18 protein-coding genes and 1 pseudogene are annotated in these 21,026 nt (G+C 67.6%); 8 read left to right on the top strand and 11 right to left on the bottom strand.

Translation table 11 applies throughout. The annotated features are described in order from the left end of the window. Positions 1-46 precede the first annotated feature (46 nt). The 5 genes and pseudogenes from OG714_RS34460 to OG714_RS34440 all read left to right on the top strand — a co-directional run. Positions 47-528, top strand: a pseudogene (locus OG714_RS34460) (pyridoxamine 5'-phosphate oxidase family protein); the annotation flags it as partial. Beyond that, positions 513-959, top strand: a complete 447-nt coding sequence (locus OG714_RS34455) for an NUDIX hydrolase (protein WP_406126914.1) — start codon at positions 513-515, stop codon at positions 957-959. The pseudogene OG714_RS34460 and the gene OG714_RS34455, both read left to right, overlap by 16 nt. 155 nt (positions 960-1,114) lie before the next feature. Next, entirely contained in the window at positions 1,115-1,540 is a 426-nt protein-coding gene (locus tag OG714_RS34450; protein ID WP_406126912.1) for a hypothetical protein, read from the top strand. An 824-nt stretch (positions 1,541-2,364) separates the two neighbouring features. Next, on the top strand, positions 2,365-2,844 hold the full coding sequence (locus tag OG714_RS34445; RefSeq protein WP_406126910.1) for a hypothetical protein: 480 nt from the start codon (positions 2,365-2,367) through the stop codon (positions 2,842-2,844). 1,202 nt (positions 2,845-4,046) lie between these two features. Further along, a complete protein-coding gene (locus tag OG714_RS34440) occupies positions 4,047-5,357 on the top strand; it encodes a UDP-glucose dehydrogenase family protein (RefSeq protein WP_406126908.1) in 1,311 nt (436 codons plus the stop codon). Positions 5,358-5,429: 72 nt separating this feature from the next. Here OG714_RS34440 and OG714_RS34435 read toward each other — a convergent pair whose 3' ends face one another. From OG714_RS34435 to OG714_RS34385, 11 genes are all read right to left on the bottom strand, one after another. Next, positions 5,430-6,611, bottom strand: coding sequence for a methyltransferase domain-containing protein (locus OG714_RS34435; RefSeq protein ID WP_406126906.1), 1,182 nt, complete (start codon positions 6,609-6,611; stop codon positions 5,430-5,432). A gap of 1 nt (position 6,612) precedes the next feature. After that, entirely contained in the window at positions 6,613-7,941 is a 1,329-nt protein-coding gene (locus tag OG714_RS34430; RefSeq protein ID WP_406126904.1) for a hypothetical protein, read from the bottom strand. Beyond that, positions 7,938-9,377 (bottom strand): DNA polymerase subunit beta, encoded by a 1,440-nt coding sequence (locus tag OG714_RS34425; protein WP_406126902.1) that lies wholly within the window; start codon positions 9,375-9,377, stop codon positions 7,938-7,940. The genes OG714_RS34430 and OG714_RS34425 overlap by 4 nt, the downstream gene beginning before the upstream one ends. Before the next feature lie 343 nt (positions 9,378-9,720). Next, positions 9,721-10,848, bottom strand: a complete 1,128-nt coding sequence (locus OG714_RS34420; protein ID WP_406126901.1) for a hypothetical protein — start codon at positions 10,846-10,848, stop codon at positions 9,721-9,723. Further along, positions 10,845-10,994 (bottom strand): hypothetical protein, encoded by a 150-nt coding sequence (locus tag OG714_RS34415; protein WP_406126900.1) that lies wholly within the window; start codon positions 10,992-10,994, stop codon positions 10,845-10,847. The genes OG714_RS34420 and OG714_RS34415 overlap by 4 nt, the downstream gene beginning before the upstream one ends. A gap of 40 nt (positions 10,995-11,034) precedes the next feature. Then, positions 11,035-11,874 (bottom strand): zinc-dependent metalloprotease, encoded by an 840-nt coding sequence (locus tag OG714_RS34410; protein WP_406126898.1) that lies wholly within the window; start codon positions 11,872-11,874, stop codon positions 11,035-11,037. A 567-nt stretch (positions 11,875-12,441) separates the two neighbouring features. Beyond that, positions 12,442-13,806 (bottom strand): glutamine synthetase family protein, encoded by a 1,365-nt coding sequence (locus tag OG714_RS34405; RefSeq protein ID WP_406126897.1) that lies wholly within the window; start codon positions 13,804-13,806, stop codon positions 12,442-12,444. Then, positions 13,806-15,323 carry an amino acid permease gene (locus OG714_RS34400; RefSeq protein WP_406126896.1) on the bottom strand — a complete coding sequence of 506 codons (1,518 nt, stop codon included), beginning with the start codon at positions 15,321-15,323 and terminating at the stop codon, positions 13,806-13,808. Before OG714_RS34400 ends, OG714_RS34405 begins: the two co-directional genes overlap by 1 nt. Positions 15,324-15,420: 97 nt before the next feature. After that, complete coding sequence (locus OG714_RS34395; protein ID WP_406126894.1) at positions 15,421-16,419, bottom strand: hypothetical protein; 999 nt, start codon at positions 16,417-16,419, stop codon at positions 15,421-15,423. 268 nt (positions 16,420-16,687) lie between these two features. Continuing rightward, on the bottom strand, positions 16,688-17,560 hold the full coding sequence (locus tag OG714_RS34390) for an ATP-binding protein (RefSeq protein WP_406126892.1): 873 nt from the start codon (positions 17,558-17,560) through the stop codon (positions 16,688-16,690). A 420-nt stretch (positions 17,561-17,980) separates the two neighbouring features. Beyond that, the gene (locus OG714_RS34385) at positions 17,981-18,358 is read right to left on the bottom strand and encodes a hypothetical protein (protein ID WP_406126891.1); all 378 of its coding nucleotides are present in this window, start codon (positions 18,356-18,358) and stop codon (positions 17,981-17,983) included. A 217-nt stretch (positions 18,359-18,575) separates the two neighbouring features. Here OG714_RS34385 and OG714_RS34380 point away from each other — a divergent pair, with 217 nt between their 5' ends. The 3 genes from OG714_RS34380 to OG714_RS34370 are packed head-to-tail and all read left to right on the top strand — an operon-like array spanning position 18,576 to position 20,996. Further along, a complete protein-coding gene (locus tag OG714_RS34380; protein WP_406126890.1) occupies positions 18,576-19,586 on the top strand; it encodes a hypothetical protein in 1,011 nt (336 codons plus the stop codon). Next, positions 19,583-20,254 (top strand): YdcF family protein, encoded by a 672-nt coding sequence (locus tag OG714_RS34375; RefSeq protein WP_406126888.1) that lies wholly within the window; start codon positions 19,583-19,585, stop codon positions 20,252-20,254. Before OG714_RS34380 ends, OG714_RS34375 begins: the two co-directional genes overlap by 4 nt. Before the next feature lie 31 nt (positions 20,255-20,285). Next, positions 20,286-20,996, top strand: coding sequence for a WbqC family protein (locus OG714_RS34370; protein WP_406126887.1), 711 nt, complete (start codon positions 20,286-20,288; stop codon positions 20,994-20,996). Positions 20,997-21,026 lie beyond the last annotated feature (30 nt).

The following is a 21,026-nucleotide window of genomic DNA, read 5'->3' as shown; positions in this document are numbered from 1 at the left end:
CTATTGGGCCGCGCCGACAACTCCAGTTGCCCTAAGGGCACTTCACCACTGCCCGTCGTACGAGACGGTCACGGACCGCGTACCGGCACCCGCCCGGCACGGCGACGAACTCACCCCCGCCCAGGCCGAGTTCATCACGGCGGCCGACACCTTCTTCCTCGCCACCATCCACGAACACGAAGCCGGAGTTGCCACCGCGGCGGCAACTCCGGCTTCGTACAAGCAGTTTCACCCCACGAACTGACCTGGCCGGACTACCCCGGCAACGCCATGTTCCTGAGCCTGGGCAACCTCCTCACCGACCCCCGCGCGGGCCTCCTCTTCCTCGACTAGACGACGGGCACGACCCTCCAACTCACAGGCGAGGCAAGGACGGAGTTCGGGGAGGATGGGAAGCGCAGGGTCCGCTTCACTCTCGACGAGGCCATTGAGACCCCCGCCGCGCTCCCTCTGCGCTGGTCCGCCCCCGAATACTCACCTGCGAATCCGGAGCCACCGCGCTGCTTCTCCGGATGCGTAAAAAGCTGACGGTCGCCGCCTACGCCGTCTGCGTCCGTGACGGACAACTCCTGCTGGCCCGTTCACCCGCCGAGGGCGGAGGCTACGAGTGGGTCCTCCCCGGCGGCGGCATGGACCACGGCGAGCATCCCAACGACACGGTCGTCAGGGAGCTGGAGGAGGAGACCGGCTACCGCATCGAGATCACCGGCTTCCTCGGCATCGACTCTTTCCGCCACGTTTCCCCGCGCCGCTTCGGTCGACGCCCGGTGGACCGCCACGGCGTCCGCCTCATGTACGAGGGCAAGGTCATCGCCGGCGACCTGCACAACGAGACCAACGGCTCCACGGACATGGCAGCGTGGCACCCCCTGGAGGCCGTACCCACCCTCAACCGCGTCCACCTGATCGACGCGGCCCTGACCCTTTGGCGCGACCGCCCGGCCGGGGGGGGCGGGTGAGCGGCCAGTGGGATTCGCCAAGCTGAATTCCCGTTCCGCGAACACCACTACCGACGTCAAGTCGCCTCCTACAATGGCTCCTTGCACCAACAGCAATAGCCGTGAGCAGGCGGTGTGCACATCGTGGGCACCGCCGTCGCCGAGGGGACGGCGCAATGGAGTGGACGCTGTGTGCCACGTACGGCGCACTGGGTGGCCTCGTGGTCGAGGCGGTTGCCTTCCACAGGCGGATCGCTGTCTGGCAGGAGGCCCGGCATCAAGCTCGGGCCAAGAGCAGGAAGAAGCTCCCCGGGCTCGGAAAGTTCATCGACGCACCTGCCGACATCACCGTCGCGATCACCCGCCTGGCCCTTGGCGCGGGCGGCGGGGCGGCCTTTCACTCCCAGGTGACCGGCGCACTTGCCGCTCTCGCCGTGGGCGCCTCGGCACCGGCGCTGATCTCGCAATTGGGCGATGCGCGCAACATCCAGGAGGCCGTCAGCGGAGCCCGTCGCACAGCACCTGGAACCACCGCCGAGGAGTCGTCCGTCCCACTCCCGAACGGAACCCTTGTCGAGGGGGCGGAGGCGGTGGAGTCGTGAGCAGGTCCACGGAGAAGGTGAAGGCGGCGGCGCGCGAGCCCTTCCGTCACCGCTACTGGCGCTCTCTGACGGATTCCGGACTTCCGGGCCCGGAGGTTTTCGTCGAACATGGGCGAAACAAGGAACTCCCCTTTTGGCGACGATACTTGGCGTCGTTGCTGGGGGTGACGCTGGTGGCCGCGGGATCGGAGGAGGGAAGGGGCGAGACGGACGAGGCGGGCGAGACGCGATCTGTGCTTCAGGTTGCCGAGCCCGGCGAAGACTTGCCGGCGGTGGTGAGTCAGGGAAAAGGCTGGATAGATGACGAAGGCCGGGCTGACAGCGGGCCTCCGAGGACGGCGGACGACGAGGACGGTCAAGCCGACGGCAGATCCGCGACGGCTGCGGACGGCTTGGACGATCGGCCCGCCGGCGAGCGTCCGACCCTCGCCGACGGCTCGGAGTCCGACGGGTCCACGGACCAGCCCTTTCGGCACATAACAGCCAAGCGCCCTATACCTCGCCGCCCGGAGCACCACGGTCCGGACTCCCGACGCCCCTCGGTCACCGGCCCCTCAGCGCCCCGTCGCCGTACGATACCGGCCGTCCCGACAGAGCCTTACCGGCAGGAAGGGTACGTCCGGGTGCCAGACAGCCCGGCTCCGCAGCCCTGGCCGCAATCGCTCAGGGTTCCGTCCGCCCCGGCTGGTGCAGCCCAATCCCGTCGCCAGCTTGTCCTTGTCGGACTGGCGGCCGCGTTCCTCGGTAGCTTGGCCAGTGCATTGTCGCTGCACCTCGCAGCGAGGGACACCGTCTCACAGGTTGGAGCCCAGCCGACGGAGACGGTGACGGCCTATCCTTCCCCCCCCGCGTCCTACGATTCATCGGAGACCGAATCCCCCGCCCCACCCAAAGGCACCCACCTGGAAGCCCTCGGTTTCTCCTGGACCCCGCCCAAAGGCTGGAAGCGGACGGAGGACGAGACCTCGGTCCGGTACACCTCCCCGGCCGACACCCAGCAGATCGTCGCGTCAGTGACTCAGGACTTCGGGGACCTTTTCCCAACCTGGCAGGCAGCAAACGCGAGCCTTCGAGGAAAGAACGATCACCACCTGATCAGGCTGGGTCAGACCGACTTCCAGGGCTACCCCGCCGCGACCTGGGAGTACACGTACACCAGCCGAGGGATCGGTTTGCTGGTGATCGACTTCGGCTTCAGTGACGGAGCCAGGACATATGAGATCAACACCACGTACCACGAAAGCCTGGGGCGTGGCGCCCGCGCCACCTACGACAAGGTGGTAGACAGCTTCACTCCATGGTGAACGGCGTTGCCGACATCTGTGAACCCCCTTCACTACCCGCCAAGATGAACACTGAGTAGCCGTCCCCGGGCCGCTTAAAGAGCGTTCACGAACGCACAGGGGGCGCCGAGATCCACGTACGGTGATCGGCGCTGCACGTTGCCGTCTCGTTTACGCGCAGGTCATCCCCGATGCCAAGCATCCAGTACGAGCGGGGAGCGATCACTGGATGCCGGTCCCAGTGGAGAGGACCGTCCGTCCACTCAAGTTGGCGAACCGCGATCGGCATGCTGTTGGAGTGCGTACGTGCGCTGCTCAGTCAGGTGTGTTACGACGTACCGGTGCTGGGCGCAGCTGAGGGCGACGTTCTCGACTGCGGGTAACAGCCGGTCCTCCGCGTGGACGACGACACCGTCTTCCGCGTACCAGCGGACGGTGTGGCCGACGAGACTGGCGGACACAAGCCGGGCCGTACGGCATTGCCATCCTGTCGCGCTGGCGGCAAGAAGCTGGTCGGCGACTTCTCCGGGCGAGTGTTCGGTCGCGCCGGCGGTATATCCCTGACGCAGGCCGAGACCGACAAGGACATCGTCAAGTGCGTGCCCAGGAACCGGGGTCCATCCGGTTGCCGCAACAGGTCGGCGCACGGCGGCGGCGCATGCCCGCGCATCCGGCCTGCCGTGCGTGCGGCTCGGGTCCCTGCACAGCAACACCTCGGCCACGGGCTCGTCGGCCGCACCTGGCAGGAAGGCCGCTACCGGCCAGGTACAAGCCAGCTCGACAAGCGCGTGCCGGACTCGCTTGACCGGGGCAGGGGCAGGCAGCTGCAAGGACCTTGTCCAAGCCCCCCTCTGCGGTGGCTACCTCGGCGTAGAACGTCGACATAGGACGACTGTGCAGTAAGTAGGCGGACTCTGGCTGTAGTTCGGCAAGGAGAGTCGGCCGTTCACCGCCTATTGCTGGAACTGACACTGGAGAAGGAAGCGGTGGCTAAGGGCGCTCAGTTGCGTTGAGAGTCTGCCAGCCTCTCCGTCAGCCCCGAGCGCATGTACTCACGGCCAGCAATCTGTCGGCCGTGCTGGCAACTCCCTCTTCAACGAAGCCAGTTCGTCAGCTAGAAGCGCGACGTCGATCGAAGAGTCATGGGCGAGGTGTGCATGTCGCTAACCTGAGATTCGCTACTTGCTCGTCCTCCAGCAGCCCCGTCGACGACCGACGCAAGAATGGATCTCTTCACGATGAAACGCACTGTCGCAATCTTCGGCGCCGGATACATCGGCTTGGTGACGGGTGCCTGCCTCTCCGAGCTCGGACACACGGTGACCGTGCGGGACATCGTGCCGGAGCGGATCGAGCGGCTGAACAATGGCGAAGTCCCCATCTACGAACCGGGGTTGGGCGAGATGATCGCCCGGAACACGGAACGCCTGACCTTCACATTGGATGCGAACGAAGCCGTGCGGGACGCCGAGGTCGTGTACGTGTGTGTCGACACGCCTCCGACAGCGTCTGGCGATGCTGACCTGTCCCGCGTCTTCGCGGTGATCGATGCGCTGAGGAGCGCCTCGCATCTGACCGCGGTCGTCGTGAAGTCAACCGTGCCGGTCGGTACGGGGGCGCGTATCCGTGCCGCGCTGGACGACGCAGGTCTGGGACATGTCGGCTATGCCGCCAACCCCGAGTTCACCGCCGAAGGCAAGGCAGTCTCGGACTTCATGCACCCGGACCGTGTCGTCGTCGGAACCTGGGAAGACGCGACAGCGAAACTCGTCGCGGAGTTGCACGACGGTGTCGACGGTCCCGTCGTCCTGATGGACGTCCCGTCGGCCGAGTTGACGAAGTTGGGCGCGAACGCCGCGCTGGCGACGAAGATTTCGCTGGTGAACGAGCTGGCTACCGTGTGCGAGGCAACCGGTGCCGACATCACGCAGGTCGCCGCCGCAATCGGCCTAGATCCTCGGATCGGCTCGCACTTCATGAAGGCCGGTCTCGGCTACGGCGGCTCCTGTTTCCCGAAGGATAGCCGCGCACTGCGTGCGCTCGCCTCCAACAACGGTTACCCCTTCCAGCTGTTGACGTCGGTCATCGAGGTCAACGAGCTCCAGACGCGGCGCCACATCCAGCGTCTGAAGGCAGAACTGGGCGGATTGCACCGCAAGAAGATCGCCTTGTTGGGGATGACCTTCAAACCGGGCACGGACGACATGCGCGAGGCTCCGAGCGCGATCATCGCCGCACGCCTGCTGGCCGAGGGCGCGGAGGTGCGGTGCTGGGATCCGATGGCCAAGCCCCAGGCTGTCGAGCCGTGGACGTCGACGACCCGGCACGAGACGGTGCTGCAGGCGCTGGACAGCGTGGACGCGGCCGTCATCGTCACGGAGTGGGCGGAGTTGGCTCAGGTTTCGTGGGACGAGGCGCGTGGGGTGATGCGGCGCCCGCTGATTCTCGACGGCCGTAACCTGCTCGACCCGCCGACGATGGCGGGTCACGGCTTCACCTACATGAGCGTCGGCAGGCCGACCGCGACGGGCTGACGCATTCTCTGACATGGCGGTGGCTCTCCAACTCCCGCTCGGGGGCCACCGTTGGCGGATGATGGACTCTGGTTACGGAGCTACTCCCGCGCGGGCTGAGACACCGGCGATGTGCTGGGCGAGCAAGCCCATGAGGTCGACCTCTGGATCGTTGTCGTTTAGGTGCGCGACGGCGCACATCGCGGTCATGGCTACGTCCAGCAGCTCGGCCTGCACCTGGGTCATGTCCCCGGACTGGCCCTTGCGGGGATTGTGGTCGAACGCGGCCACCAGGGCGCGGATGACCTCTCCGACCTCCTCGCCGGTCTTGGTGACGCGTCCCCAGAGCCGGGCCTCGGGGTCACGGGCCTTGTTGGCAGGGTGCTCGTCGATCCAGTGGGAAACGGCGTGAACGAGGTCGCTTGCGCGCGGGGTTGGGCCAAGGACCGGTGGGGCGCAGCGGGGTTCGGCGACGGCGAGAACGTGCTCGGAAGTCCCCAGGACTGTGGGCAGGTCCTCCAGGCGTTCCAGGAGACGCATGACCTGGCCGCGGCCCACGGGGTGCTGGATGCGCTCGGCGATATCCGGCAGGAGTTTCGCCGGGCCTTCCACCGCCAGGAGCGCGATCACCCGGCATTGCGCGGCGGCGGCTTCCGCTGCCAGTTCGTCCGGGTCGTGGAGGTAGGCGGTGGTCCACAACTGTTCGTAGTCCTGGGAGGGGTTGCGGTGCTGGCCGTTGTTGATGTGTCGTTCGAGGAGGGCTTCGGTGCCGGGCAGGTCGAGTTTGTTCTTGGAAAGCATCTCCCAGCCGGTGTAGTAGCGGCTGACGCCGGCGGCGATGACCCGGCCACCATCGCGGGTGACCCGGCAGGCTTCCGTCCAGGCTCGCGCCCGGTCGGTCGCCTTGACGAGGTGGTAGAGCGGGCCGAGGAGGAGTACCGCGTCGAAGGAGTGGTCCGGCCGCTCCCTCAGGTTCCGGGCATCTCCGTCCGCGATCTCGGCGAGCGGAGAGTCTGCCTTGGCCGATGCGGCACGCGCCTGGTCAAGGTGGAGGGGCACGGGGTCAACGAGCGTCATCTGGTAGCCGGCCGCAGCGAGGGCCAAGGCGTAGCGGCCCGGGCCCCCGCCGATGTCGAGGATCTTCGCCGGGGGCGGCGGCAGGTGCCTGTGGAGGATGTCCATGGTGCGCAGGAACTCGATCGAGCGGCGTGGATCGGCGAGACGGTCCTGTTCCATGCCCTCGTTGTAATAGCGGAGAACGTCGTCGTCGAGCACGTCACAACTCCTCGGTCGGGAAGGTACGGGGGGAGGGAACCCGCGTGTTTCCGTCGGTGGCCTGACGGAGGAGGTGGACGTACTCCGCCTGAAAGGCGCGGCGCAGAGCGCGGTCGGCGTCGGTCATCACGGGACCGTTAGCGCGGTCGATGACGGAGGCGACGGCCCCGTGGACGGCGGGGCTGCTGCCGATGTAGCTGATCAGTTTGAACTGCATGACCAGATACAGATCGGGCGTGGCGCTCAGGGGGCGCTCCCGGCTGGCCGGGTGGGGTGAGTGGAAGGCGAGGTTGTAGCTGAGTCCGCCCAGGGTCATGCAGCGGTTCGCGACGTCCGGGTGAGCACGCATCAACTCCAGCTCTCGGCAGGTGAGTTCACGTAGCGCCCCGCGCAGTCGCAGGAGCTCCTCGCGGGACCCTTGCGTGAGCCATCGCACGCCAGCGAGGCGGCGTTGAACGTCGGACGAGGGCAGCAACGGCGGCCGCCGCCAGTCACGCGACGCTTCCGCCTGGCCGGTGAAGCTGAGCAGGAGATCCCGGTAGGTGGCCGCCGCGGTCTTGTGCAGGGTCCGAAGCAGACGGCGGCATTCCGGGGTCGTGACGAAGGGCCAGCCGCCGGGCAGCCGGATCTTGAGACCGACGGGCAGGTGCTCGCGGCCATCCCGCAGCGGATCGGGCGGCAGGAGGATGCATCCGTCGGGAAGAGAATGGCCGGTGAGGGCGTCGAGGATCACGCGGTGCGCGAGGTAGGCGACCGGATCCACGAGGGAGCGCCGGGTGGTCGCGTCCGCGACGTCGCCAAGACGCAGGGAGCGATTGCCGTGGGCGCGCTTCGGCCAGCAGTTGAAGTGCAGGTGCAGGCGCTTGTCCCACCACTGGCCGTTGTCCCGGTCGACCGTCCGGTCGTGGTTCCAGGCGATCGACGTCTGACTGCCCATGAGCCCGAACTCGCCCATCACGCTGGGAGTTGAGACGTATCCAGCGAACTGCGCGCACGCCTCCATGAGGGCGGTCAGGACGGTGGGCGGAGTGTCGCCGACGCTGGTGCGCAGGATGTCGTCCCGGGCGACCAGGAGCATGACGTCGTAGAGGCTGTGGGGCCACGCCTTGTCGATGACGGCCAGCCGCTCGCTCGCTCCGGGTACGGGGATCTCGGCGAGGATGTTCGGCCCGTAGTAGTCGCGGTAGCCGCTGAGGTTGCGTCGCTCCTTCGGCGGCACAGCCAGCCGCGGCGCCAGGAGGGCCGGGTTGACGGGGAGATCGAGCGCGGCCCTCGGGTAGAGGGCATCAAGGCCTGATTCGGTGAGCGCCCGGGGCGCGACGGCGGTCATCGGGTGATCGCCTGTCCTGCGGCTGCGCCCATCATGGCGCCCTGGACTATGCCCTGAGCGATCCCGGCGGCATCCCCCACCACGTGCACGGGCAGAGCGGGTACCTGGCACCCGCCGTCGAGTTGGGGTTTCTCCCACAGGAATTCGAGTTCGGGCGCGACCACCAGGACGGCGTCCAGGAGGCTTTCGAGGTCGGTGGGCTGTCCGGAGTGGTCGAGGATCGACGGCATCAGCCGCTCGAACCCGGCCGTGAGGCTCGCGTACTCGCCGAGAGTGAAGAGCTGGTCGACGCGTCCGGTCTGGAGATCCCTGACGGAGGGCTGGAACGGCATCCGGGCCTCGACCACGGCCCACTCCTCCGCGTCGTTACTGCGGGAGAGGAAGGCCCGCAGGGTCTGTACGAAGGGGCGTCCGCCGGCGAGTTTCCGGTAGGCGGTCAGGAACGACTCCCGCGCCTCGTGGGCTGTTCCACGGCCGGTGGCCTGGCACAGCAATCCGAAGTTCGCCGCGAGCGGGCGGGTGCCGACGGGCCGCTCCATCGTCTCGTGCCCGTCCAGAGTGATCACCGGATCACCCAAGCTGTCCTGGTAGTGGGTGAACTTGATCCGGCCGCCGTTGGCGCCTCCGCAAAAACAGAACGTCTTGACCTTGTTCTCGCCGGTGTCCTGGAACTGGCTGATCTTCAGATCGGGGTGCTCCATGCCGATCGCGCGCAGCCGGTTGGCGTTCATCTCGAAGCGGACGCCCACGCTGATGTCGGGATCGGCCATAGGGACGCCCAGACGGCGCAGAAGGTCCGCTGTGGAGGTGACACCGCGGCGGCCGGTGGCGAGTACGAGGTGCTGCGTGTCCACGGTGGTCAGGCCGGTATGGGTGCGTACGGTGCAGGTGAGGCCGTCACCCTTCGGCTGGGCGTCGACGAGTTCGGCCCGATCCCACAGTGTCACCGTGGGGCCGAGCCGGTCGTGCCAGCCTTCGATGATCTGCCGTAACTCGCTCTCCCCGATGACCGCGACGGGGTACTCGCGTATCTCCAGGCCGTGTGTAACGAAGGACTTCGCGGTCTCGGGCGACACGCGCTGCTTGTACGGGTTCGGCTTCGCGTCGAGCGGCGCGGTGAGCCAGTCGAAGGCGAGATCGCACAACTCGTGTGCGCGACCGCTCCCGAAGTGGTTGATCAGGCGGCGGCCCGAGGGCAGCAGGGACAGCTTGACGCCGTCCCCGTAGTGCATCGCGCCGCCGAACCCGCTGATCACGTTGCACACACCGCCGCACCCCGTGCACCGCAAGCCGCGGTCCACCGGACAGGGCCGACGGCGGTAGCCGCGTCCGGCCTCCAACAGGAGTACTTCCGCGCCGGGTTGCTCGCTGGTGACCGCTCGCGCGCACGCGAGTCCTGCCGGGCCTGCGCCCGCGATCACAATTCTGGTCTGCATCACGCTTCCCCTTGAGCACATCGAATCCGATGGGGTGAACAGGCCCGGCACGTGGGGCGCTGCGGCCTTGGCCGTTGGAGAGCCGACCAAGTCGAAGCTCGTCTGCGCGCTGGGCCACATGTTCCAGCGCGCAGGCCTCCCGTACAGCGGGCGCCTGGACGGAGGTCTGTGCAGTTCGCCGGTACACGGTCCGTCGCACCCTCATCGCCGAGGGACGGAGGAACGACGGGCCGGTTGTGCCTCGTTGCCGGGCAACGGTGAGAAAGAACCCGTCGCCCGGCAGCAGGAGTTGGAGTCCGCCCCGGCACCACTGCGCCTGACACCTCGGGCACCGAGGCGGGGGTCATCGGGTGCTCACCGGGTCCGGATGGTCCGACGGCTGTGGGGTGTCACCGTCGGGGGTGGCGGGCTGGGGCTGTGCATCCGGACGAGCTGGCTTTGCTGCCTTCTCCAACAGGGATTCGAACCACGAGACCAGCAGGCTGAAGAGGAGACCCAGGGCGGGCCGGTACCAGAAGGGGAGCCCCTGCATGAGCATGAGGCCGCCGCCGACGAGGTCGAAGGTGAAGTGGGCGGCCATGAAGGGGAGGAGGCGTCCGTACCGCCGGTACAGCCAGACACGGCCTGCGGCGAACACGAGCATGCCGATGGCGGGGAGCCCGAGGTAGGCGTGGAGGAGGACTTCGGGGACGCAGACCAGGGTGTAGATCTGCCATGCGGGCCGACGTACCGCGGTCAGCAGGGCGATCGTGGCGGCGACGATCACCACGTCCTCCAGCGCCACCGTCGACACCAGTCCGATGGCGAGGGTCCCGATGTTGTCGACGCCGAGGGTGGCCATCTGGCCGCCCTTCATGACCGGTACGCCGGCCCCGGTCCAGCGGATGAGGTGGAGCAGCAGGAAGCTGAGAGCGCCGCCAGCAATGCATACGGCGAGGACTAGTTGGGTGATCTCCCAGTCACGGAGCCGTTCAACTGCCGTACGGGGAAGGGCGATTCGTAGGGAGACGCGGTGTGCTCGGCACACTTCGAGGGCCAACCAGGCCAGGACGCAGCCGAACACGGCGCTGCCAACGACTTGCGCGAGCGGGATGGGGAACGGCGCGGTTGCGTACATGCCCGCCGCTCCGGCCAGGACTGCGGCACCGCGCTGGAGGAGTCGCTGCCGGGGTGTGACGCGGCTGAGCGGGGTCCTGGCGAAGACCAGCCAGCACAGCCACCAGAAGATGACTGCCGCGACAGTGAACTGGGTCCAGATCGCCGCGTATCTGGTCCGTGTCGACACTGACAACGGCAGGCCGTACAGGTGGCCGGATGTCAGGGCCGTGACGATCAGCGGGAAGCAGCAGGCAAGGAGCAGCAGTCCGATCGCGTGCCGCATCACTTGGCGGGCCGGCGCGTCGGTCAGCACGGAGGGTTCAGGGCTCGGGCGGCCCACGAGCCCAGAGAGTGCGATGCGGGGAACTCTCATGGTGTCCCTCCGGAGGTGAAGGACGCGAAGTCGTCGGCGTCGTACGCGGCCAGTGACGCCCATGGCTGCGAGCCCGAGCTGAAGCGGGCGGCTTGCTGGGTCAGGTCGAACAGCCGGTCCAGCACGACGGCGGCGATGCGGTCCATACGGCATAAGCCGTCGAGCGCGGCGGAACGAGACAGGGGATCAAGCACTGGCAAGCCCCCGCTCGATGCGGTAGATCCAAGCAGCGGGGGCGGCGATCTCCTTCTCGGTGGGAAGGAGACTCAGGTCCTTCCAGATCTGGTTGACCAGGCCAGTGCCGAGTTCGGCGACGACCTGGGCAACCAGGCGGGAGCCCTGCACGTACGCTTCGCGGCTGGGGCCGAGGCGGCGGATGATGTCCCGGTTGTGCAGGCGGTAACGCCAGGACTTGGGTCCGTCTCGGAAATCGGCCGCTGTGCCGAACAGCCGCTGGAGTGTCTGCTGTTCGGCCCAGGTGGCGTGCCCCTCCACGAGGGTCGAGACACTCTTCGGTGACACGAGGACTCCCCGTTTCGGCAGAAAGAAACTGGTCCAGACCGTGCCGCCGACGGCTTCCTCCTGCATGCGGTGGACCAGTTCATTCGCCACGACCTGGACGAGGAAGGGTTCCTCGGTCAGCACCCCGCAGTGACGCAGGGTCCGCGGGACGGTGGTCGTCTCCCACCGGGCGTCGGCGGCCTCTCGGGTCGTGGCGGGCACCAGGGGCCAGAGCAGGACCGGGACGAAGGACCCGAGTTTGAGCGCGAGACGCATGGCGCTGATCTCCGCTGGCAGCAGGTCCAGGTCGGCGATGTCGCGGGCGAGGATGCGCATGCGGTGCTGTCGGGTCTCTTCCCGCCACGCCTTCGGCGTCAGCAGGCGGAAGCGGACCTTCTCGGGAAGCGGAAGGCTGGTTATCTCGGTCACCGTCGGTGCCACCTGGCGAAGGATCTGGTCGAGTCGCTCGGCCAGGTCGGGATGGCGCTGGGTGTCGTCCAGCACGGTGAAGCGGGTGTGTGTCACAGATGGTCCTGTCGAGAAGTGATCGGTCTGGGTCTGGCCCTTCGTCCCCCGGGCCACCGTCTGGTCCCGGGGAACGAAGGGGGTCCGCTCCCCCGTCGCCGAGCACGGAGTTGGGCTGTGTGCTCGGCGGCGAAGTGCGGGCCCGCGCGCGGCAGTTGGCGACGACGGGGCTGCCGCGCGCGGGAGTTCAGGGCCGTCAGGCCGTGGCGAGTCCCCGGCGCAGGTCGAGGTCGGTCACGGTCCTGCGGTAGACGGCGAGTTCGTGCCGGGCGGCGTCCGTGTGGTGCGCGACCACCTCGGGGGTGAGCAGGTCGGCTGCTGGGAGAGGGCAGTTGGCGGGCAGGCGGTGCCTTCTCCAACGAGCCCGGCGACGGTGTTGTCCTGGCCTCCACGGGAACCACCCTGCGGAGGCCAGGACGGGTCCGGACCCGCCAAGGGATCAGACCCCCCAGCCCTGTGGCCGGGAGTTGGGCCCCTCGTTCCCCGCCCGCCGTTGGGTCCGGGGAACGAGGGCGTTCCACCCTCTGCCGCCACGGGGGAAGGAATTCCGTCCGGCGGCAGAGGCAGTCAGCGGATTCCGCGTCGTCGTTCGGTGTCGGTGACGTGGCGGCGGTGCCAGTCGAGGTCGGCGCGGGCGGCATGGGCGTAGTGCCCCACGACGTCCTTGCCGAGCAGGTGGTGCGCGGCGGTGCTGTGCTCGAAGTGCTGGAGAGCGTCGGCCAGGTCGGCGTAGACGGGGATCGTGCTGGTGTCCTGGTAGGCGTCTCCCTCGCAGGCTGGGCGGGGCTCCAGCTTCTCCTCGATGCCGTGGGCCATCGCGGCGATGTAGGCGGTGAGGGCGAGGTAGGCGTTGGCGTCGGAGCCGGCGAGGCGGACTTCCAGGCGGGCGCCGCGGCCGTGGCCGGTGACGCGGACGGCGCAGCCGCGGTGATCGATGCCCCAGTTGTAGCGGGTGGGCGCGAAGCTGTGCGGCCGCAGGCGCTTGTAGGAGTTGGGATTGGGCCAGTACAACGGGGCCAGGTGCGGCAGAGCGGAGATGAGGCCCGCGATGGCGTGTGTCATCAGCGGCGGCAGGTCCTGTCCGCGGTGGTGGTCGAATCCCGGGTCGCCGTGCTCGTTCCACAGGGACAGGTGCAGGTGGAGTCCGCTGCCGGTGCCGGTCTGCGGGGCTGCCATGAAGGCCGGGACCAGGCCGTCGTATCCGGCGACATCGCGGGCCAGGAGCCGGAAGAGCGCGTAGTGGTCGCAGGCGCCGAGAACATCACCGTAGGGGAAGGTGACCTCGGCTTGCCCCGGCGCGCCCTCCGTCTTGAACGCCTCATAGGCGATACCCGCGTCAGCCAGAGCACCGCTGAGGTGACGGGCGAAGGACGTGGCGGCGAGCGGGAGGTCGAGGGCGTAGTCGAGGTTCCCGCTCCACGCCGGTACCAGGCCGGATTCTCCGTCCGAGTGGAGAACGAACTCGCTCTCCACTCCCACCCGCACCTCATATCCCAGCTCGCGCATACCGTCGAGCTGGGTGCGGAGCATGTGGCGGGGGTCCACCTGGACGGGTGTGCCGTCGTGCTGGACCGGGTCGCCGATCACGATGACGGTCCCGGGCCGGGTGGGCAGCACCCGGCCGGTGCTCAGGTCCGGTGTGACAAGGAAGTCGCCGAAACCCTGTGTCCAGCCGGTGAGTTCGAACCCATCCAGAGGGGTCATGCCCGTGTCGGTGGCCAGGAGGTAGGAACACATCTCCGCCCCACCGGCCATGCGCTCCAGGAACACCGACGCGCTGAAGACCTTGCCCTTCAAACATCCCTGCATGTCCGGCAGGGCGAGCATGACCTCGGTGATGCGCCGTGCTTCGACGAGTTCGCGCAGCGCCTCCCCGGAGACCGCGCCGGACGGCCAGAGCGTAGCGGGGCGGACGGTTTTCCCCGTGGCCATCAGAAGCCTCCTTCACTGAACGCGTCGGCTTCGTCCCGCAGGGCGGTGCCTGCGGCAGCGAGCTGGTAGTCCCGTTTGCCGCGGGTCATCCAGGTGACCGCGGCGAACAGCAGCGCGATGGCGAGTGTCACGCCGGCGTAGTTGAACGTCTCACCGGTGATCGGCGCTGACTGGGGCAGGCAGAACACCACGGTGATGACGACCACGTAGGCGACCGCGACGACACCGACCGGCCGCCGCCAGCGTCCCAGGGTCCAGGGACCGGACTGGTAGTCGCGGCCCTTGCGCAGGGCCAGGTAGACGGGGATGCCGTAGGCGGGAATCATCCCGACCGCGTTGATCGCCGTGATGGCACCGTAGGCGGCAGGCGACCACAGGGCCGGCAGGGCGAGCACGAACGGGACGACGGCGGCGAACCACACGGCTCGCGTGGGTGTCTTCGTCCGGGAGTTGACGCGCCGCCAGCTCTTCCAGCCGGGCAGGGCGCGGCTGCGGGAGAACGCGAAGATCATGCGGCTGGCCGCGGCGACCTCGGCGTTGCCGCAGAACAGCATCGCCACGATGACGATCAGGAGCAGTGCCTTGGCTCCACCGGTGCCCAGGACGTCGAGGAAGATCTGCACCGGGGGCACGCCGGTCGCGGTGTTCTGGGTGGCGGTGTAGTCCTGCATGGCGGACAGCAGACCGGCGATGAGTATGAAGCCGGCCACCCAGGACACCCAGATGGAGCGGACCATGCCCTTCGGTGCGGAGACCTGAGCGTCCTTGGTCTCCTCGGCCACGTGCGCGGAGGCGTCGTAGCCGCAGAAGGTGTAGCCCGCGAGAAGGGCGCCGATGCATGCGACGTAGAGGGGGCTGGAGAAGCCCGTGTCGTTGTGGAAGTGCGTGAACACGAAGCCGGCCGACTGGTGCTTGGCCGGGGCGAGGGTGAGTGTGCCGACAATGATGGCGACACCGCCGAGCTGCCACCACACCGAGATCGAGTTGAGGACGTTGACCAGGCGCACGCCTGCCGAGTTGAGCAGCCCGTGCAGCAGCAGGATGCCGCCGAATATCAGCATGGTGCTCGTCGGGGTGGGGGCGATGTCCCACTGGAGCTGGGCGAAGGCTCCGACGAACGCCGCGGCCCCGTAGTCGATGCCGGCGATCGCGCCGAGCAGGCCGAGCAGGTTCAGCCAGCCCGTCACCCACCCGAAGAGCGGCCCGCCCAGCTTCTCGGCCATGAAGTAGGGGCCCCCGCTGGTGGGGTAGGCGGAGACCACGTCGGCCAGCGACATACCGACCAGCAGCGTCAGTCCGCCGATCACAACCCAACTTCCGAGCATGACGACGGGTCCGCCATGACCGAGGCCGAACCCGAACAGAGACATGCCGCCGGCCAGGATGCAGATGACCGAGACGCTGATCGCATAATTCCCGAACGTGCCCATCTTGCGGGACAGTTCAGGCTTGATTCCGAGGGCTTGCAGGACGTCGTCGTCGTCCGGCGGCGCCGTTGCGACGCTTCTGTGAGACACCAGTAGTCCATTTCGGGGAAGGGGATGTGCGGGCAAGATCGAAGAAGGAGCAGGCGCACGGAACGGTGGTGGGGCGCGAGCGTTCAACGGGCGCGCCCTATCTCAGGACGGCGGCGCGGATGTGGACAAACTCGTCCGTCCAGTCCCGGGAGCGGCCGAGGCTGTCGTTGACGTCCTTCCACGGCTGGGGCGTGGCGTAGGGGCCCAGAGCGTTGAACACCTGCCTGGCCGGGCCGGTCGCACCGCAGGACACCAGGGCGTGCACCAGATGGTTCAGGTCCCAGGGCGACAGCCATCGGTACTCGGTGGCAGGAATCGGGGAGAACCACTCCGTATACGCCCGCATCGCACAGCGGTGCGCCTGGTCCGTCTGCCAGAACCCGAGAGTGCCCCTCTGACCGCTGCCATGCTGTTCCCTGTACACGTCCATGCGCGCGTACAGCGGCAACATCTGCAGCTCGGGATGCGGTTGACGGGCCGAGGCGATCCACTGCGAGTACTGGAGGGCAGGAACAGCTCCGCGGCGGTGCAGGAAGTACTCGCGCATACGGTGGTGCGCATCCCTGTTGCCAGGGTGACGCCGGTCTGCCTCGGCCCACAGGGGCCACGGCCCGGACAAGTGCATCTCGACATCGTCCAGCCGGTCCCACGGCTCGGTGCGGTTTCGCCAGGAGGGGTCGAAGTACCGCGGATCGTAAGGGAGTTGGGTCAGCTGAAGCCGGCCGTTCCACGGCTCGGGAGACTCCGGCCAGAGGGCTTCTGCCCACATCCATTCCTTGTGCGCCATCCCAGCCGCACGGTGCACGACACCGTCCGCCCTGCCCTCACGCTGGAGCTGCAACGCCCCGTGGGTCAGGGCGCGAGCCCACAGCACGGACGCCTGCCGGCTGTGCGGTTCCTCGTCCCGCCACATCTTGATGACGCTTCGCGCGCCGGGGTCGGACAACAGCAGTTGGCAACGCCGCGCGAGCAACGTCCAGTTCGATCCCGTCCGGATGAGCAGGTCACGGGCGGCCACGTAGCGCCCCATCCGCAGGTCTTCCAGCGCGGCTCGCAGATCGGAGTCGGCTCCGACCGGGCTGACGATCAGAGTCATGCCATGAGGGGGCGTCGCAAGATCATCCCGGTAGGCGCCGGGGGCGGCACCGGTCAGCGGTAAATCGGACATAACGGCCTCGGGGTTGGAGGTGGAAGTGCGGCAGGGATTCGGCTCGGGGCAAGGCGTGAACGCGGGTAAGGATGTGTTCAAGCCCTCAAGAGGGCCTGAGCAGAGGGGAGTTGGCCGCCGGGATGCGGGCCTCGACGGGGGAGGCAAGGCGCACAGCACCCCGACGGCCAGTCAGGGGGACGATGTTGGGCCGGGGTTAGACGGGCAGTGCGTGGGGCTTGATCAGTGCCTGGACGATCTTTCCTTCGTCCGTGGGGGCGTAGGAGATCTCAGCTCCGAGCCCACGCGCGGTCCACAAGCCGCGGGGTCGCTCGCCCGCGGCCGGCTTGCAGCTCACGGCCTTGTCGAAGTCCGGGAATTCGCGACGGCTGTCGTGCACCTGAAAGACGAGTTCGCCGGTCTGGAGAAGTGCCCACTGCATGGTGAACCGGGCGCGCTCGGGTGCACCGGCGTGCGCGAAGGCGTTGGCCATCAGCACACGACCGATCGCGGACAGATCCTCGATGTCCACAAAGCCGTGGTCCTGGGGCAGGTATGCGGTCAGGTACAGGCGGGTGTAGCGGTACGCGTTCCCGGCAGCATGACGGGTAGCCCGGAACACCTCCTTGTGGATCCACTTGGCCTCTGCGGACCCGAGATCGGGGATCACAGCGACACCACCGTGTTCCATGTCGTCGTTCCTTCTCACAAGAGGGAGGGAGCACCAGGTCGTCATGCCGTCAGAGCTGACGCCCCAGGCGTCGGCGATAGCGCGAACAAGGAAGAGCCCGCGGCCGTCCTCATCGTCGAGAGCGGCCTCACGCAGTTCGGGGAGTTGATGAGAGCCGTCCCGCACCTCGATCAGGAGGTGCGTGTCGGTGAGATACACGCGAAGCCCGACGTCGCCGATCCCGTGTTCGAACGCGTTCGTGACCAGCTCGGTGACGAGTAGATCGGCGGACTCGATGAGTCCCGGCCAGCCCCAATACCGCAGCCCGGCCCGGACGATGACCCGCGCGCGATGCGGCACAGCTCGGTCTGCATCGGCGATACCGCCAGCCGTGGAGCCCTCGTGTCGCTCGAAGGACATGTTGAATCCGAGGTACTCGCGGAGAGGAGGGAGGATTCTGGGGCACGTTCGCGCGATGGTCGCGACCAACGTCATGCCGCACCCTCCGTCCGCCCGCGAGCTACAGCCACCGGAGGCATCGCTACTCGCTGGACACGGCGATCCGTTGTGGGGGGAATTGACCGCATCTTCTTCCACACCTTCATGTAGTCCGGAAGCGGGCGGGCTCCCCCGCAGGGTCGTACCGCGGGACTAGGGACGGAAAGACCGTGGTCACCACGCTCGACCGCCCACTTCCACGGTCGCCCACTCGGGTTTGCCGATCGGCTGTCGATCGCGTGCCCCGATTACATTTGGCGCTGACACGACCAGCGATGGCGTGCGCGGCCCGAACGGAGTTGGGGCGGTTGGGTAGCGCGATCTGGGGAGTGTTGCGCAGGCTCATGAGTGACATCTGTCAGCATCCTGAAAGGTCAAGGTCGGGAAGCGCACCGGCATCAGGCGGGCGCCGAAGCCGCGGATGATCCGCGCACGTTTGGCTGCCGTACGGCTGGGGCCGAGATGGCCGAGGGAGGGGACGACGACGCCGTATGCCTCTGGCAAGGCGAGGGTGTCGAGCAGCCCGACGAAGGCCGGGGAGAAGAAGTCGACGGGGGCGTGCTCGACGAATAGGGCGGCCAGCGTCAACTCGTGAGCCCGGCAATACTCGTCCACGACCGCCGATAAGACGCGGCGCCGGCCCCGTGTGGTTTGAGTCAGCCGCAGAAAGCCGTAGACGTCCGGGCCCGGAACCGAGTGGCGCTCGGTGAGGGTGACCACGCGGATGACCTCCACAACGGGGGCGGGCGAATGGGACTCATCGAGCCTGTCCCACCTACAGTCCGGCGGGAATGAACGGCCGTTGCACCTTTGTGGCACTTCCGTGGCCCGTCACTTACCGTGCGTGCTTCCATTGGCGGCAGGAGGGAGGCGCCCTGTGGTGAGCGTGAGGCGATGGACCGGCCGCGAGGCTGGTCTGCTGCGACAGGCTCTGCGCATGAGCGTGCGTACCTACGCAGCGCACCTCGGCGTCGGCATCCGCACCGTCTCCAAGTGGGAGAAGTTCGGCACGGATACATGTCCCTATCCCGACACTCAGGCCATCCTCGACACAGCACTCGCCCGCGCCGATGCCACCGCTCAGGCCCGCTTCGAGCAACTCCTCGCCCGGGGATCACTGGGGCGGCGACAAAACGGAACGCAGTCGCCCGCCATCGCCGACCAAGAGACCTGGGCCGAGGACCTGGAGCGCATTGTGGTGTGCCTCGACCGTCAGGACTTCGCCTTCGCTGCCACCCTGCTGGAACGCTGGCTCGGCCGCATCCAGCCCCACAACCTAGATCATCGGGGTCTGTATCTGTACGGACGTTCGTTGGTACTGTCCGGCGACCTTCGGCGCCTCCAGGGCACCCTTCAGGACCTAATGACCGCCAAGCGGCTGTACACCGACGCGCACAACGTGTTCACCGAACTCGGCATCCCCCGCCGAGCCGCGCAGATCGAACTCTCCCTGGCCGTGGTCACCGAGATGGCCGGACGCCACACCACCGCAGCCACCCGCTACAAGCTACTCACGGACGACGAAAGGCTCGGCTCCACCGACCGCGCCCGTGCCCTGCTTTGGATCGGCACTGCCCTCGCCAAGGATGGCGGCAACGAGTTCGCCATCCAGGTCATGCAGCGGGCAGCCGAGTGGTTCGAGGAACTGGACGAACCAGAGGACTGGGCGACCGCCCAACAGAAACTCGCATTGGCCCACCGTGGTGTCGGCGATCTCACTCAGGCCCTGGCCTACATCGATACCGCCCGCAGCAACGGCCGCTTCGAGACCCCGCTCCAGCGCGTCCAGATCGAGACTGCGCATGCCCATGTCCTGCTCACAGACCCGGCCACCCGCAGCGCGGGGTACGCCGTGCTCGACCAGTCATCGGACATCGCGACCCGATACGGCCTGAAACATCAACTACGCAGCATCAAGACCGTTCGTAACAGCGAGGAGTACCCGTGACAGACCGCCTTGGGGCCGCAATCAGTGACGCTGACCGGGCCGATGCCCGCGCCATCTGGGACTTCCACCAGATGGGGCACGAGTTGCGACCCTGCTCCGCTGCGATCACCCTCGGCAGCCTCGATCTCGGTGTGGCCACCACCACCGCCGACCTGTACCACGCCGGCATGTTCCCAGTCGTGGTCTTCACCGGCGATACCAGCGCCGCCACCAAGGAGCGGTTTCCCCGCGGCGAGGCGACCCACTACCGCGAGCACGCGCTCTCCCTCGGAATGCCGGAAAAGGCGATCCTGCTGGAGCCGAAGGCCACCAACACCGGCCAGAACATCGGCTACTCCCGCGAGGTGCTGGAGAACGCAGGCATCGCGGTGACCACCCTGCTGCTGATCTCCATGCCCTACATGCAACGTCGGGCCTACGCGACATGCCGCAAACAGTGGCCTGAGGTAGAGCCAGTCTGCACCTCCCAGCCGTTGTCGTTCGATCAGTACGTAACGACCCACGATGACGAGAAGCAGCTCATCGACATGCTCATGGGCGATATGGAGCGGGTGCTGAAGTACCCCAAGCGCGGGTTCGCCATCGAGCAGCACGTCCCAGAAAGGGTCCGCGATGCCTTCGACCGTCTCCGCACCCGCGGCTACGACAGCTGGCTCCTGCCTGCTTAGCCGTGCAGCCGCGCCCCCCAGCGCGTGGCCGGTGCGTTCGTGCGCGATCCATCAGCCCAACCTGCTGCCCCGCCTTTCCACTCTGGCGAAGCTATACGCGGCCGACATCTGGGTACTCCTCGACGACGTCCAGTTCACCCGCCGCGACTACCAGCACCGCGCCCGCCTCGCCGCACTCGACAACCCGCAGCAGCAACAGTGGCTATCTGTCGAAACCCATCTCCCTCAGGGCCGCGCAACGTTGATTCGGGATGCTCAACTCGCCGAACCGCAGCGTGCCGCGCGCCGCCTCGGCCAATTGCCCGCGCAGCACTACCACACCAGCCCCCACTGGAAGTTGCTGCATGCCGCGCTCGAACCCGTCGCCCACACCGTCACGGAGGCAGCTGGCACCTCGGCCGTTGCAGAGGCCACCACCCGTGCCCTGCTGAATCTCCTAGGTTGGCGCGGCACCATCCTGCGCAGTAGCGATCTCACCACTTCCTCGGACCGCTCGACACGGCTGGCAGATCTCACCAGCGCCGTCGGCGCCAACACGTACCTCTGCGGCACCGGTGGCATGCGCTATCTGGACTGTCGCCCCTTCACGGAGCAGCAACTCAAGGTTCGCGCGTTCCGCCCACCCATAGCAGCCGAGGGCCTTTGGACCGGAGCAGCGAAGATCACTGCTCTGTGGGCACTCGCCGCGTACGGACCGAATTGCGTAGGTGCCGCGTTCGAAGACCTGCGCACGGCTATCTGATCCGCCCCCAACCGGCCAGGTCTAGAAAAA

It is taken from the genome of Streptomyces sp. NBC_00989 (genome assembly GCF_045162655.1).
In the GTDB taxonomy this organism is placed as follows: domain Bacteria; phylum Actinomycetota; class Actinomycetes; order Streptomycetales; family Streptomycetaceae; genus Streptomyces.
The sequence above is the reverse complement of the archived record's forward strand: the minus strand, read 5'-3'. Positions and strand labels throughout refer to the sequence as shown.